The organism is Mesorhizobium japonicum MAFF 303099 (assembly GCF_000009625.1).
Lineage (GTDB): Bacteria > Pseudomonadota > Alphaproteobacteria > Rhizobiales > Rhizobiaceae > Mesorhizobium > Mesorhizobium japonicum.
Genome location: NC_002678.2, coordinates 5,038,332 through 5,052,773, shown reverse-complemented (window position 1 = coordinate 5,052,773; position 14,442 = coordinate 5,038,332). Strand labels below are relative to the sequence as shown.

Sequence of the window (14,442 nt, the reverse complement as noted above, 5' to 3'; positions counted from 1 at the left end):
GCACGCATTGCGGCAAACAGACCGCCTGACGTACATCCGACCCGCTTTGCAAGACACACTCAAGTGCCTCCCGACCGATTTGCCGCCCTTTGTGTCCGCTATTACGACGATGACCGGCGGGCACTTCCATCAAAGCCGACCGCAATCCATCTGATGCCGTGAACGAGCATGAGCAGTTGTTCGTCTCCTGGCCAAGCCGTGACGCGACCGCTGAACCTCAGTTCGTGGCATGCGTTCAGCGTTCATGGGCCTTTGGCTCATGGCCGCTACAGAGGAGTAGCTCATGGATCCGGTCAAATTTCTGACACCAGACGAAATGGCAGAACGCTATCGTGGGGAGATTTCTCTCGGCACGTTGAGAAACTGGTGCTCAATGCGCGTTGGGCCTAGCTTCGTCAAGATCGGCAAAACGGTGCTCTACCCAGTCGCTGAGTTTGATGCCTGGGATGGACTGCGCGGCGACAACTACGGTGGCCGGTCCAGCGACGACTATGATGGCCGGTGGGATCGCCCGTCGGGCCCGGTCGTAGGGAGGGGCGGAGCCCCGACCGGAGAGCGGGTCTGACGGGCGGGCGCGACACAAGCCCCTGCGAGGGGCTCTGATCGGGGCGCGTCGAGTGGTGGTATCGGAACCTATCGAGCATAGCAGCGATAGGTACCGATGCCTGGCCTCCACATCACCGATCAACAGGTACATCGTTACATGTCTCAGCGTCGTCACCACACCCAGGCCGTTGCGGCGGCCAAGGCCGGTATCAGCGAACGTAGTGCACGCCGGATCGACAAGAATCCGCAGCTGCCATCCCAGAAGAAGCGCGAGCGGCACTGGCGTACCCGGCCTGACCCCCTCGAACAGATATGGCCACGCGTGGAGGAGCTGCTGAAGATCGCAGGCATCCTCTCCGTCACCATTTTCGAGACTGTGCAGGACGAGTTCGGGGAGGCCGCCGTCCCCGATGGCGTCAGGCGGACCCTCGAGCGCCGGATTGCCCGGTGGCGAGCCCTGAATGGGGGCGAGAAGGAGATCTTCTTCCCACAGCATCACGAGATCGGCCGGCAAGGCCTCTTGGATTTCACCGTCGCTGACGATTTGCATGTCACCATCGCCGGCCAGCGCTTCGACCATCGCCTCTTTCATTTTCGCCTCGCCAGCAGCGGCTGGGAGGATTCAGCGGTCGTGCTGGGTGGAGAGAGCTTCACCGCTCTGTCCGAGCATCTGCAGGATGCGCTGTGGAAGCTGGGAGGCGTACCCGCCGAGCTCCGCAGCGACTCGTTATCGGCCGCCTACAAGAACCTCGACGCCGACGCCCAGCGTGATTTCACCCGCAACTATGAAGCGCTGTGCCGACATTATGGCATGACGCCGACGCGCAACAACAAAGGTGTCGCCCATGAGAACGGTTCAATCGAAGCTCCCAATGGCCACCTGAAGCGACGGCTCGATCAGGCCCTGCGCCGCCGGAGCAGCCGCGATTTCCCCAGCATCGAGGATTACCGCCGCTTCGTCGATCAGGAGGTGGCCAAGCAGAACCGACGCCGGGCCAGGCTCGTGGATGATGAGCGCCGCGTACTCAAGTCGCTGCCGCCGAAGCGAACCACGGATTTTACCCTGGTCAGCGCAGACGTCACGCGCAACAGCACCATCAGCGTCGACCGTGTCACCTATTCGGTACCCTCGCGCCTCATCGGCTACCGCCTCCATGCCCATCTCTATGATGACCGGGTTGAGTTCTTCCTCGGGCCGGACCAGGTGATGACCGCCGACCGGGTCCGCGTCAAACATGCGGAGCGAGGACACAATATCGATTTCCGGCACTTCATCGGCAACCTGAAGCGCAAGCCCCAGGCCCTGCGCTATCTGGTCTACCGCAATGCCTTGTTCCCCACCCATGCCTATACCCGGGCATGGCAGGCGCTCGATGCCGCGCTCGATGCCCGGCAGGCCTGCCGCGACATGGTCGCTCTCCTCGATATTGCCGCCAACGGCAACTGCGTCGATGCTCTGGCCCTGCGTATCGAGGCCGCGCTCGATAGAGGCAAACTCCCCAATGTCGCCAAGCTGAAGAGCGAGTTCCTGCCCACGGTCAGAAGCCGTGTCGACGTCACCATCCCGCCGCCCGATTTCGCCGGGTACAACCATTTGCTCGCCAACGCACAGGTGCTGTGATGAGCAGGACCAAGGATCAGGCCGCCGCCGTGCTGCCCACCCTGCTGTCGGCACTGCGCCTGCCCAGCATCAGCCGCAACTGGAAGCATCTGACCGACACGGCCGATCGCGATGGCTGGCCCGCGGCCAACCTTCTCGCCTGCCTGCTCGAGATCGAGATGGCCGAGCGCGCCTCTCGACGTATCCAGCGCCATCGCGAACAGTCCGGCTTGCCTGCCGGCAAGACCTTCGCCACTTTCGATTTCGACTTCCCTTCCGGAATCCGAAAGCCCCATTTGCTTTCCCTGGCTACGGGCGAAGGCTGGATCGAAAGCGGCGGCAACATCCTCATTTTTGGTCAGAGCGGCACCGGCAAGACTCACGTGATTGCCGCCATCGGCCACGCCCTCATCGATGCCGGTCGCCGCGTCCTGTTTTCCACAACCACCGAGATGGTGCAGAAGCTTCAGGCCGCTCGCCGCGAGCTCAGTCTCCCCTCGATGCTCGACAAACTCGACAAGTACGACCTCATCGTACTCGATTCATGTGCAGTACGCAGAGATGTGGAGTCGCCCTCACTGGGAGCCACTTTTGCGCGGCGCGTGGCGCGAGCGACTCAACATAAGTGAACCACCCGTATCGTGTTCTCCATCCACAACAAGGAGGACACTATGCTGCGTGATCTATTTCCAAGGCACCACAAACGGTACGAGAAGTCCCAGTTCTGCGGCGAGTTGGCGGCATTCGCCGGTTGGTTGACGGAACAAGGCCATCTGCGGCATCCGCTTCGCCTTCATCTCTATCGGGTTCGGGAGGCGTTGGGTCGTTCTGATCGCCTCCAGCCCGGGGCCGTGTTTCACGAAGCCGATGTGCGACAGGCATTCGTCGTGTCCGGAGTTTCCGCGCAGACGAAGTACCTGGGCGAGTGCACGGGACGGATCTTCACCCGGTTCCTGGCTGCCACCGGCCGCCTGATTCCGATCGAACAGTCGGACCCGGCGAGCCAGCTCTGTCGCCGCTATCATCGATATCTCGCTGAGGTACGGGGGCTCTCGGAGCAGTCGCTCTATCATCACGGACAGACGGCCACAGATTTCCTGTTACGGGGTGTTCCAGCCGACCACTGCCTGTCCGCCGTAACGGCAGCCGACGTCGAGGCCTTCGTCCAGCTCAAGAGCAAGGAGAACAATCGCTCCAACATGTGATCGCGCATCTACGAGCATTCCTGCGATATTGCGGGGATCACGGCGAGGCGGCTGGCGGTTTGCATGTCATCGACATGCCGCGCGTGTATCGAGGGGAGTTGCCGCCGCGGGCTATGGATTGGACAATGGTACGCCGCCTGCTGGCGTCGATCCGGCGGCGAGCTGCCCGGGATTGGCGCGACTACGCCATTTTGCATCTCATGGCGTACTACGGTCTCCGACCGTCGGAGGTTGCCACCCTTCGCTTGGACTCGATCGACTGGAAAGCGAGAACCTTGCGGGTCGAGCAACGGAAGACCCGATCGGTCCTTGTCCTGCCGTTGGCCGGACGAACGCTACGGCTCCTGCATCGGTATCTCCAGGTCGGCAGACCGGACAGTGTTTTGCCGCAGTTATTCCTGCGAATCCGCAGCCCGATCAAGCCGCTCAAGCATTACGGCGTCATCACGGTCTTCACCTATCGAGCGCAGAAGAGTGGATTATCGCTCGGTGGCGTGTCTTCGTATTCGCTGCGTCACGCCTTCGCCATGAGGCTGCTTCGGCGCGGTGTCGATGTCAAGGCGATCGGCGATTTGCTTGGGCATCGCAGCCTCGAAGCGACCTGTGTCTACTTGCGGGCCGACGTCGACATGTTGCGGAAGGTCGCCTTGCCTGTCCCGGGAATCATGGTTGTCGAGGGAGGCGATCATGCTTGAGACCCTCCATCTGACCCCACTGGATCGCTGGATCGACGCATGGCTGGCGCATCAACGTGCGCTGGGTCGGGCCTACGACAACGAAGGATGGATCCTCGGGCATCTGCGGCGATTCATCGTGTCAAGCGAGGCCGGCGATCTCGACCAAAAGGGCTTTGATCGCTGGTGTGCTTCCCTTCGCCATTTGTCGCCGACGACCCGGCGTGGCCGACAGTTTGTTGTCCGCAAGCTCTGTCTCTTCCGAAGACGGGCGGAACCAGGCTGCTTTGTACCGGACTCGATTTACTTCGCGCGCAAGTTGCCGTATCGGCGGCCGGTCATTCTCGAGCCAGCTCAGGTGTCTCGGATGCTTGCAGCAGCCGACGGCCTGGCGCCTACGACGAACTCGCCGCTGTTGCCGGCCGTCATGCGGCTGGCCACCATCATCCTATACACCGCCGGTCTGCGGCGTGGAGAGCTGGCACGTCTGACGCTCGACGACGTCGAGCCGCAATCCGGATTGCTCCGCATTCGTCAATCGAAGTTCCACAAGTCCCGGCTCGTGCCGCTGTCTCCGGACGCGGCAGGTGCACTGCGCACCTATCTACACCTCCGTCTCGCGCCCTCATTCAATGCCGATCCATCCTCGGCATTATTGTGTTGCGGACGAGCTGGTCGACGCGGCTACACCGGGGCCGGATTGGGACAGGCCATCAATCGTCTGTTCGTCACTGCCGACGTGCGGGACAGCGAAGGTCGCTTGCCGCGCGTCCATGATATTAGACACAGTTTTGGCGTCCAGGCGTTGATACGCTGGTATCGCGCTGGTGCCGATGTTCAGTCCTGCTTGCCCAGCCTGGCAATCTATATGGGCCATGTCTCGGTCGTATCGACCGCCCACTACCTCCACTTCGTACCCACGATGCGGGAACTTGCCAGCAGCCGCTTCGAGGCCGCCTTCGGCAACATCGTGGTGGAGGCGAAACCATGAAGGCCTATCAGCCCACAGACCTTGGCCGACCCATCGTCCGCTTCTTCCAGGAATACCTTCCGACGCTGCGTGGCATGAGCCGTCACACGATCCGAAGTTATCGCGACGGCATGATCCTGTTCCTGGGATTTGCCACGACCGATTGCCGGCGCCCGATCGAATCGCTGACGATCGCCGACATCACCGCCGACCGTGTCGGCCGTTTCCTGGCTTCCTTGGAGAGCGAGCGGGGCAACAGCATCGCGACCCGGAACACTCGCCTGGCCGCGCTGCATACCTTTGCCCGTTTCCTGATCGCTGAGACCCCGGAGCATATGGCCACTCTCCAGCAAGTGCTTGGAATCCCGTTCAAGAGGGGCGCACGTGTGGCTCCGATCGAATATCTGGAGACCACGGAGGTCGAGGCTTTGCTGGCCGGCATCGATCGAAAGACGCCGGCAGGCAGGCGGGACTACGCCATGTTCTCGCTCATGTTCAACACCGGCGCGCGCGTCCAGGAGGTCATCGACCTTCGGGTCCGGGACGTTCGCCTGGAGCCGCCCCACCAGGTGCGATTCACCGGCAAGGGCAACAAGATACGCCTGTGTCCGATCTGGCCCCGCACCGCACAGCTTTTGAAGGAATTGATCCAAAAGCAGACCAATGACGAAGATCCGGCAGACCAACATATCTTCCTCAACGGCCGAGGTGCTCCGATGACCCGGTTCGGAGTTCGATACCTCCTCCAAAAACGCGTTGCCGCCGGCGCCGAAGTTGCGCCAACCCTGAGCGACAAACGGATCCACCCACATTCCCTCCGGCACACCACGGCGATTCACCTACTCAAGGCCGGAGTCGACTTCGTCACGATCAGCCAATGGCTCGGGCATGCCAGTCTGAATACCACTATGCGATATGCGCGCGCCGATATTGATCTGAAGCGACAGGCTCTCGCCCAAGTCTTCCCGGAGATACTGGCGCCACCGAAAGGCGGAGCCTTCGTCTTCCGGGGGGAGGATATCACCGGGTGGCTGCGCCGCCTCTAATATTATGTGGAGTTGTCCGACGCTCAACGCGCCACGCGCCGCGCAAAAGTGGCTCCCAGTGAGGGCGACTCCACATCTCTGCGTACTGCACATGAGTCGACTAATGTTGAGCTCAACATTAATCGACGAGCTGTCTTACGTGCGAAAGGACCAGCTAGAGACCAGTGCCCTGTTCGAGCTCATCGCTCACCGATACGAACGACACTCCATCGCCATCACCGCCAACGAGCCTTTCTCCGGATGGTCGGACGCCATGACAGTCGCGGCGATAGACCGCCTCGTGCACCACTCCACCATCATCGAGATGAATGGTGAGAGCTATCGTAAGCGAGCCGCCGTCGCCCGCGGCGCCAGCACGCAAAACGCCAACGACGAACCAGAGGACCCGCCCAACCGGTCATCGTAATTGCCGCTGACGACAATTACTCGCCGCAGATCCGCGGGGCGCCTTCCGCCCGCCACGATGCCCCAGCGACAATTACAACTCCGATAATTGTCGCCGGCCAGTTGCCAGACAACCGACCCGGTGATACCCAAATCACACCACTCGGCGCCGCCTTCCACCGGCCATCATTATCGCCGCCGACCGGTCTCCTTAATCGTCGCGCTACAGATGGACAGAACCGCGTCGCTTGTTGTGCGTCGAAGCGACCCATCGGGAGCTTTGGTGATCAGAAATGATGGTCCCGATTTGCCCATTCGATGCCTACCCCAATTAACGGCACCAGTCTGCAATGGCAGTCGAAATAATACAATACAATCAGATATTTGGGACGTCAAGCATGATGCACAACCTCCCATTCTTCATTCTTCAACCGATTTGCCGTGACCATAGTTTTTGTGCGGGCGTCCCCCGACCACATCGGTGCGCTCTCGATGCAGATTCCGACGATTTATCGGACAGAAGCGAGTGACCCCCGGGGCGACATGTCCGGAAAATAATCAGCAGGAGCTTGTCCCATGGCCGCTGGTATTATTTGCATGCGACAACCACGAGGCGCGAGCTATCTGATGTAAACGCTTCACCTTCCTGCCCATAAGCTTCAACGGTCTCGAACCCGGCACTTCGCAACATGCGAACATACTCAGAGACCCCATACTGTCTGAAAGAAAGGTGCGTTCGTCTAACGCATCCATCACGGACGATAAGCCTTTCGAGGTTCGAGCGATCGCTTAGCACATCGTTGCTAAACATATCGATCCTTACATCGTTGTTACGCTGCGTAACGTAACAGACAGGCGACTTGTGGCGCAGGAAATCGATGCGATTGGGGTGATCGATTAGCAGACGCCCACCCTTTCGAAGTGAAGAAGCGGCTTCACGAAGAACTCTCTCATTGTCCGCGTCATCGAAATAGCCAAACGTGGTGTACCACAGAAAAGCCGCGTCGAATCGATCTCGCCAAGGAAGTGAGCGCATGTCGCCGAGGACATACTCAACCTTTACTCCACGTTCAGCCGCATCCGTTTCGGCTTCTTTTAGCAAGATCGGTGAGATATCAAGCCCGACTACATGCGCTCCTTTTTTTGCCAACCGGTTTGTAATCCGCCCATAGCCGCATCCAAGTTCAAGAACTGAGCTGCCTTGCCCAAGGGAAAGCAGGTTCCAAATTACCCCTGCTTGTCGATCACTCGTTTCTGGAGAATTGACCGCATTGTCAAAATAAAAGTAATCCTCTCTAAAGTAATCTTCCTTGAAGTATGGTTCAAAATCGGACAGTGATATGTTTTTACTGACCTCGTCATTCATGTGTCTGCCCTCATGATGAGCTTACAATTTATAGCGATTTTTGCATACGGCGGGTAATATTGAAAGAAAACATTTGTGAAAATTTTCATACCGTTGTTAAATATCTCCGCAACAGTTCATTGATCTTTCCGCATTCGAGATTGGGCCTCGGGCGGGACTGGGCCTCTTGAGACACTGCTCTCTAAGCTCGCCAAGGTTCGGACCGGGCGACGTATATCGGCCTTGAGCATGTGAGTTTTTCATCGTTCGCCGGAGCGAAGTGCATCTCGCCGTGCTGGACGCGCGTGGCGAACGAATCGCTCCGGCACGAACTGACAATCACGGCGAAATCCTCTCTGCCAGATTGTCCAAGGACAGGAATGACCTGGCGGATCGTAAAGGCTTGTGAACTCTGCGTGAAAAATGATGATGAGGGCGGGTCCCTTGGCATCGGCTTTGAGGAACAGCCCCCAACCAGTCGGAGTTGCTGGGGTACAGAGCCGTGGTGGTGAGCATGGGCTCAAGAGTCCCAGGCATCGGGGTAGGTGAGTGTCTTGGACGGAACGGCTACGGCTGGCTTCCGCAGCGACATGCTCACGTCGGCGTTACGGGGCGAACGGCGTAGGCCGCGTCCGCCGCAGTTTCTCACCGTTCCTGTCGGCGTGCTTCTATTGCGGCTGCACCCTTATCCCGCATACGGCGGCTAGTCTAGTGCGCGTCCATAAACGGCAAGCTGCTGATATTATTGAATGAATCCTGATTTTGGGCAGGCAAGGCCCGGCGGTTTCAGATACACTTCGAGATCAAGCCACTGATTCCAAAGCGTTTCTGCCACCGCCGGAGCCGACAATGCGCCAAGAACGCACCGTCCAATCCAGTGTATTTGATCTTTTCGCCCGACACGAGATCGGCTGTGAATTGAAAGCCATGTCGCAATGGCTGGACGAGCATCGCGAGCTTTTGAGCCTGGTGACGCGGGACCTGCGCCGGCACGGTCTCAAGGAGACCGGCCGCGAGGGCCTGCCGGCGGAGGCTGTGCTGCGCTGCGCGCTGCTCAAGCAGCATCGCCAACTAAGCTATCAGGAACTGGCCTTTCACTTGGAGGATTCCGCCTCGTTCCGGGCTTTTGCCCGGCTGCCATGGGGGTGGAGCCCAAAGAAATCAGTCCTGCACAAGACGATCAGCGCGATCCGGGCGCCGACCTGGGAAGAGATCAACAAAGTACTGCTGGCAAGCGCCAGGCGAGAGAAGCTGGAAAGCGGCAAGGTCGTGCGCGTGGACAGCACCGTCACCGCCGCGCTCGTCCACGAGCCGAGCGACAGCAGCCTGTTATGGGACGCTGTGCGGGTGATGGTGCGGCTGTTGCAGCACGCGGATGCACTGGGCAGCGCCATCCTGCGGCGCGGCAATCAACGTGAGTGCGCAGCGTCAATCAGGATGAGAATGCCGGCGGATTGGAACGCAGGGAGGGCGTAGCCCGACCGGAGTTTCAATCCGCCGGCGGCGCGTTCCTTTTCGGGAGCGTTCGTCTGGTGATCACGGTCGACCGGGTATGCCGGTGGTTTTTCCTGTTGGGGAGGAATCGCTTTGTGCCCGGCCGCCACGTAACCGATCACCATATGAGGCTTTTCATGAAGTTCCGGCAGACCAATACGACGGCCGTCGCGGCGGCGAAGGCGTCGATCAGTATCGCCACGGCCTATCGCATCGAGAAGGATTCGAGACTGCCGTCACAAAAGAAGGCGCCGCGGCAACGGCGCCGTGCCGACCCTCTCGCCGATATTTTCGAAGCCGAGGTCGCGCCCATGCTGAGGGCAGCTCCGGGCATTCGGGCGATCGCCATCTTCGACGAGATGATCCGGCGTCATCCCGAGCTTGGAGCCGGCATTCGCCGCACGATCGAGCGTCGCGTCCGAGCCTGGCGCGCCGTCCATGGCGAGGAACAGGAGGTCATCTTCCGGCAGGTTCACGTACCCGGGCGCATGGGATTGTCGGATTTCACCGACATGGCAGCCGCCGGCGTCACGATCGCGGGCCAGCCACTCGATCACCGGCTCTACCATTTCCGGCTCGCCTATTCCGGCTTCGAGCATGCGCATGTCGTGCTCGGTGGCGAGAGTTTCGTCGCTCTGGCGGAAGGCCTGCAGAACGCGCTGTGGTCGCTCGGCGGGGCTCCCCGCGAGCATCGCAGCGACAGCCTGTCGGCGGCGTTCCGCAACCTGGACAAGGACGCCCGGGAGGACCTGACGCGCCGCTACGACGAACTGTGCGGCCACTACGGCATGACCCCTTCCCGCAACAATCGCGGCATCGCGCATGAGAACGGCTCCGTCGAAGGCCCGCACGGCCATCTCAAGCGGGCGATCAATGACGCGCTGCTGATGCGGGGATCGAGCGATTTCGACGACCTGGCAGCCTACCGTCGCTTTGTCGACGAGATCGTCAGCCGCGTGAATGCTCGCAACTCCAAGCGCATCGACATCGAGCGGGCCGAACTCCAGGAACTGCCCGTCCGGCGCACTTCCGACTACGAGGAGGTCACCGTGCGCATAACGTCATCGGGCGGGTTCACGCTGCGCAAGGTGTTCTACACCGTGCCCTCACGCCTGATCGGCCACCGCCTCAGAGTGCGGCTCTTCGATGATCGGCTGGATATCTTCATCGGCGGCACGCAGCTCATGACGCTGCCGCGCGGGCGCGCCTCTTCAAACGGCAAGCACGACCAGGTCGTCAATTATCGGCATGTCATCCATTCGCTGCGCCGCAAGCCGATGGCGCTGCTCAACCTCGTCTATCGTGACCAGCTCTTCCCCCGCGAGGCCTACCGGCGAACCTTCGACGTGCTCATAGAGCGACTGCCTGAGCGGCAGGCCTGCCGCACCATGGTCGAGCTTCTCGCCATGGCGCACGAGCGCGGCTGCGAGAGCGAACTGGCTGATCAACTGACCGCCTCGCTACAGGCACGGCGATTGCCCAACATGGCTGCTTTGCGGGAACGGTTCGCGCCGGATCCCGCCCGGCTGCCGAGTGTCGTCGTGCGTCTTGCTCCGCTCAACGCCTATGAAGCCCTGCTTGGCGCCAACCTGACAGGAGATGCGGCATGAAGACGAACCCCGCTGTCGATTCCGCCAGGCTGGGCTTGCTCCTCAACGAACTGCGCCTGCCGGCCATCAAGGTTATGTGGCCGCAGTTTGCCGAACGGGCCGACAAGGAAGGCTGGCCGGCCGCTCGCTTCCTGGCTGCGATCATTGAACATGAACTGGCTGAGCGCGACCGGCGACGTATCGAACGCCATCTCGCCGAGGCGCGCCTCCTGCCGGGCAAGACCCTCGACACATTCGAGTTCGAAGCCGTTCCGATGATCTCCAAGGCCCAGGTGATGGCCATCACCGCCGGCGACAGCTGGCTCGAGAAGGGAGCGAACCTGCTTCTGTTTGGCCCGCCCGGCGGCGGAAAGAGCCATCTCGCCTCGGCCATCGGACTTGCCCTTATCGAGACCGGATGGCGGGTCATGTTCACCCGCACCACTGATCTCGTCCAGAAGCTTCAGGTCGCGCGCCGCGAACTCGGCCTCGAGGCCGCGATCAACCGGCTCGATCGCTTCCATCTGCTGATCCTCGACGACCTCGCCTATGTCACCAAGGACCAGGCCGAAACGAGCGTGCTGTTCGAGCTCATCAGCGCCCGCTACGAGCGGCGTTCCCTGCTGATCACCGCCAATCAGCCCTTCGGCGAATGGGGAAAGGTCTTCCCCGACCCAAGCAACGCAAGATACCCCTGTTGTTGATCGGTTGGTGTCTCATGTCACGGTAGTTGACCGTCGACATGCGCTCTGTGGACAGCGGTTTGAGGTGGCATCACTTCGGTCGGGGCGCGGACCTGCCTTTATTGTCATCCGCCTTCCGGATGGTCGGTCACGCAATATCCGCCGGTCAGTGACGGATTTGTCGCCTGCTAGCAATGATGATCTTGAACATCGTAGCGCAGCGAGAAAGGTAATATCCGTTCGGACTTTGCTTCCTTTGGTGTATTATGCGCGAATCACCTTTGGTAACTCAATAGCGAGTTGCGATGGTTGCTCATGCTTTGGCGCATCGGATTGCGGTGTCTCTACCGGAGACCAGTATTCCACTGGTAAGGATCAAGCCAGATACGCCCAGCCTTTGGAACAATCTCCCACCAGTATCTCAGCACCAAGTCGCGCAGATGCTCGCGACTCTGATCCGCCGGATGCCGCCGAACGCGCCAGCGGCGAGGGAGCGGTTTGATGTTGGCTATTCCGAGCAGTTCTGACGAGCGGCTCACGACCGTCCGGCGTTCAAAGTTCGCTTACGTGTATGTGCGCCAATCCTCGATAAACCAGGTGCGCCACCATCAGGAAAGCACCGAACTTCAGTACAGCTTGGTGGACCGCGCCGTCAGGTTGGGCTGGCCGCCGGACCGTGTAGTCGTCATCGATGAGGATCTTGGAAAATCGGGAAACGGCCAAGTCGAGCGTGGCGGCTTCCAACGGCTCATCGCCGAGATCGGGCTCGGCAACGCCGGTCTGGTGGTCAGCCTCGATGCATCTCGATTGGCGCGCAACAACCGGGATTGGCATCAACTCCTCGAGTTGTGTTCATTGTTCGGCGTTATCATCGCCGATGGCGAGCGCCTCTACGATCCCTGCGCCTATCACGACCGCCTACTGTTAGGGCTCTCGGGGATCATGAGTGAAGCGGAGTTGCACCAGATCCGCATCCGCCTGCATCAAGGGGAGCGGCAGAAGGCTGCGCGGGGCGAGCTTCGCATACCGCTGCCAGGTGGCTTGACCTACAACCGCTCCGGCCAGATCGTGTTCAACCCTGATGAAGAGGTTCAGGCTCGGCTGCGTCTGATCTTCGACAAATTTAGAGAGCTTGGGACCGCGCGACGCGTTATGCGTTACCTGCGCACGCATGACCTACGTGTACCGGTGCGGCCGCTTCGCGGGCCGGCGCCCCATGAGCTGGTGTGGCGAGACGCCACCATCGCCCATGTCCATCATATTTTGCACAACCCGGCCTATGCCGGCGCATATGTCTACGGCCGGCGCCGAATAAATGCGGTCCGCCAAGGTCCAGGTTCGCACCGCGCAACCTCGAAGGTGGCCATTGACGACTGGGAGGTTTGCATCAAAGACGCACACCCTGGTTATATTAACTGGGAGGAGTTCATGGCCAATCAGAGACGCCTCGCCGACAACACCAATCAATACGAGGCCGGCCACCGCGGCGCGCCACGCAAGGGCATTGCTTTGCTGCAGGGCTTAGCGGTCTGCGGCCAGTGCGGACGGCGGATGACCGTGCGCTATAGCGGCCCCGACAGTGCATGCCCCGTCTACTGCTGCCTGGCGGACCGCAACCAGACCGGCAGCTCTCTCTGTCAGGAGGTTCGGGCGCCCGCAGTAGATGAACTGGTCGCCCGGATCCTCCTGAAGGCGTTGGAACCTGACCAAATCGCCATCGCCATCGCTGCGCTCGACGAGATTGCGGAGGAAACGCGGAGCCTCGAGAAACAATGGGCGCTACGGCGGGAACGTGCGCGGTATGACGCCGAGCGGGCTCGACGACAATACGACACCGTGGAACCGGAAAATCGTCTCGTCGCCAGAACCCTGGAAAAGGCATGGGAAGACAAGCTGCGCTTGGTCGATGAGATCGAGCAGGAATATCGTCGGTGGAGAGACCGAGAGCCCTTGGTGTTACAGGCACAGGATCACGCGGCGCTTCAGGAACTCGCCGAGAATTTGCCGGCTATCTGGCACTCAGAAACCACCCAGCCAGAAGACCGCAAACGTATCTTGCGCTTCATCGTGCAGGAGGTCGTTCTCGACCAGAAGAAGATACGCGGCCAGGTCGCCATCAGGATTCTTTGGCAGACCGGCGCAACCAGCGAACATCAAATCCAACGCCGAGTTCAATCTTACGATCGAGACTATGGCGAACTTGAGCTTGTGCGTGAGCGGATCACGCAACTCAATGCTGCGGGCGATATGGACAGGCAAATCGCTAAAATATTGAATGAAGAGGGCGTCCGCTCGGCGCGAGGCAAGCTGTTCAGCTATGAGAACATCTGGCTCTTACGCCACCGTTGGGGAATCCCCACAGCCAAGATCAACGGCGTCGCAGCCAATCCGCCGCGCTGGCCTGATGGAACCTACTCTGTACAGGGCGCAGCCGCTGCAATCGGCGTGACGGCTCAAACCATCTTCGACTACCTCGCCCAGGGCCTTGTCCACGGTCGGCAAAGCACGAAAGGCCAGCCTTGGCAGATCAGCCTTTCCAGCGACCAGATCGATCAACTTCAACGCCGACTGCAACGGACCAGACGATCAAGGAAAGGTGCATCATGAAGCATTCGCGAATCCAGCCATGACGCTCGCCGCGGTGGATCGCCTCGTCCATCACGCCACAATCTTCGAGCTGAATGTCGAGAGCTATCGGCGGCGCGAGGCCATCGAGCGAAAGCGGGGGCCAGGCAGGCCGGCGTCATATGCGACGCCCGCAAACGTCGCTCCTGATTGACGCGCCGCGACAATCAAACCGATAAAACCTCTTGCGCGCGACAATCAATGCCGAGATTATCACCATCGCCGCGACACCAGATTCTCATCCAGATTGTCGCGCGCTTCTCTCCCAGATTGTCGCGCTA

10 protein-coding genes and 4 pseudogenes are annotated in these 14,442 nt (G+C 60.4%); 13 read left to right on the top strand and 1 reads right to left on the bottom strand.

Annotated features, from left to right (window positions below; genetic code table 11):
* Positions 1-283: 283 nt before the first annotated feature.
* From MAFF_RS40850 to MAFF_RS25435, 8 genes and pseudogenes are all read left to right on the top strand, one after another.
* The gene (locus tag MAFF_RS40850) at positions 284-565 is read left to right on the top strand and encodes a helix-turn-helix domain-containing protein (RefSeq protein ID WP_044549182.1); all 282 of its coding nucleotides are present in this window, start codon (positions 284-286) and stop codon (positions 563-565) included.
* Between the two features lie 96 nt (positions 566-661).
* A complete protein-coding gene (gene istA / locus MAFF_RS25465) occupies positions 662-2,167 on the top strand; it encodes an IS21 family transposase (protein ID WP_010913878.1) in 1,506 nt (501 codons plus the stop codon).
* Entirely contained in the window at positions 2,167-2,775 is a 609-nt protein-coding gene (locus MAFF_RS25460) for an ATP-binding protein (protein WP_010913877.1), read from the top strand. The genes istA (MAFF_RS25465) and MAFF_RS25460 overlap by 1 nt, the downstream gene beginning before the upstream one ends.
* Before the next feature lie 42 nt (positions 2,776-2,817).
* Positions 2,818-3,351 carry a hypothetical protein gene (locus MAFF_RS25455; RefSeq protein WP_157866077.1) on the top strand — a complete coding sequence of 178 codons (534 nt, stop codon included), beginning with the start codon at positions 2,818-2,820 and terminating at the stop codon, positions 3,349-3,351.
* A 125-nt stretch (positions 3,352-3,476) separates the two neighbouring features.
* The gene (locus MAFF_RS25450; protein WP_197535286.1) at positions 3,477-4,046 is read left to right on the top strand and encodes a tyrosine-type recombinase/integrase; all 570 of its coding nucleotides are present in this window, start codon (positions 3,477-3,479) and stop codon (positions 4,044-4,046) included.
* Complete coding sequence (locus MAFF_RS25445) at positions 4,039-5,016, top strand: tyrosine-type recombinase/integrase (protein ID WP_010913874.1); 978 nt, start codon at positions 4,039-4,041, stop codon at positions 5,014-5,016. The genes MAFF_RS25450 and MAFF_RS25445 overlap by 8 nt, the downstream gene beginning before the upstream one ends.
* Complete coding sequence (locus MAFF_RS25440) at positions 5,013-6,041, top strand: site-specific integrase (RefSeq protein ID WP_010913873.1); 1,029 nt, start codon at positions 5,013-5,015, stop codon at positions 6,039-6,041. The genes MAFF_RS25445 and MAFF_RS25440 overlap by 4 nt, the downstream gene beginning before the upstream one ends.
* Positions 6,042-6,159: 118 nt before the next feature.
* Positions 6,160-6,447: pseudogene (locus tag MAFF_RS25435) on the top strand (ATP-binding protein); the annotation flags it as partial.
* A 567-nt stretch (positions 6,448-7,014) separates the two neighbouring features.
* On the opposite strand, the gene MAFF_RS38225 reads toward MAFF_RS25435, so the two are convergent.
* Positions 7,015-7,791 carry a class I SAM-dependent methyltransferase gene (locus tag MAFF_RS38225; RefSeq protein WP_010913871.1) on the bottom strand — a complete coding sequence of 259 codons (777 nt, stop codon included), beginning with the start codon at positions 7,789-7,791 and terminating at the stop codon, positions 7,015-7,017.
* Positions 7,792-8,619: 828 nt separating this feature from the next.
* Here MAFF_RS38225 and MAFF_RS25430 point away from each other — a divergent pair.
* The 5 genes and pseudogenes from MAFF_RS25430 to MAFF_RS40845 all read left to right on the top strand — a co-directional run.
* Positions 8,620-9,169 (top strand): annotated as a pseudogene (locus MAFF_RS25430) (transposase); the annotation flags it as partial.
* 190 nt (positions 9,170-9,359) lie between these two features.
* Positions 9,360-10,874 (top strand): IS21 family transposase, encoded by a 1,515-nt coding sequence (gene istA, locus MAFF_RS25425; RefSeq protein WP_010913869.1) that lies wholly within the window; start codon positions 9,360-9,362, stop codon positions 10,872-10,874.
* Positions 10,871-11,580 (top strand): annotated as a pseudogene (istB, locus tag MAFF_RS25420) (IS21-like element helper ATPase IstB); the annotation flags it as partial. The gene istA (MAFF_RS25425) and the pseudogene istB, both read left to right, overlap by 4 nt.
* A gap of 457 nt (positions 11,581-12,037) precedes the next feature.
* The gene (locus MAFF_RS25415; protein WP_010913867.1) at positions 12,038-14,143 is read left to right on the top strand and encodes a recombinase family protein; all 2,106 of its coding nucleotides are present in this window, start codon (positions 12,038-12,040) and stop codon (positions 14,141-14,143) included.
* A gap of 4 nt (positions 14,144-14,147) precedes the next feature.
* A pseudogene (locus MAFF_RS40845) lies at positions 14,148-14,315 on the top strand (ATP-binding protein); the annotation flags it as partial.
* Positions 14,316-14,442: the final 127 nt, after the last annotated feature.

Excerpts from the sequence above, each read along its gene's own strand:
- istA (WP_010913878.1), top strand. The coding sequence starts at position 662 with ATGCCTGGCCTCCACATCACCGATCAACAGGTACATCGTTACATGTCT.
- MAFF_RS38225 (WP_010913871.1), bottom strand. The coding sequence starts at position 7,791 with ATGAATGACGAGGTCAGTAAAAACATATCACTGTCCGATTTTGAACCA.
- MAFF_RS25445 (WP_010913874.1), top strand. The coding sequence starts at position 4,039 with ATGCTTGAGACCCTCCATCTGACCCCACTGGATCGCTGGATCGACGCA.
- MAFF_RS25460 (WP_010913877.1), top strand. The coding sequence starts at position 2,167 with ATGAGCAGGACCAAGGATCAGGCCGCCGCCGTGCTGCCCACCCTGCTG.
- MAFF_RS25415 (WP_010913867.1), top strand. The coding sequence starts at position 12,038 with ATGTTGGCTATTCCGAGCAGTTCTGACGAGCGGCTCACGACCGTCCGG.
- MAFF_RS25440 (WP_010913873.1), top strand. The coding sequence starts at position 5,013 with ATGAAGGCCTATCAGCCCACAGACCTTGGCCGACCCATCGTCCGCTTC.
- MAFF_RS25450 (WP_197535286.1), top strand. The coding sequence starts at position 3,477 with ATGGTACGCCGCCTGCTGGCGTCGATCCGGCGGCGAGCTGCCCGGGAT.
- MAFF_RS25455 (WP_157866077.1), top strand. The coding sequence starts at position 2,818 with ATGCTGCGTGATCTATTTCCAAGGCACCACAAACGGTACGAGAAGTCC.
- MAFF_RS40850 (WP_044549182.1), top strand. The coding sequence starts at position 284 with ATGGATCCGGTCAAATTTCTGACACCAGACGAAATGGCAGAACGCTAT.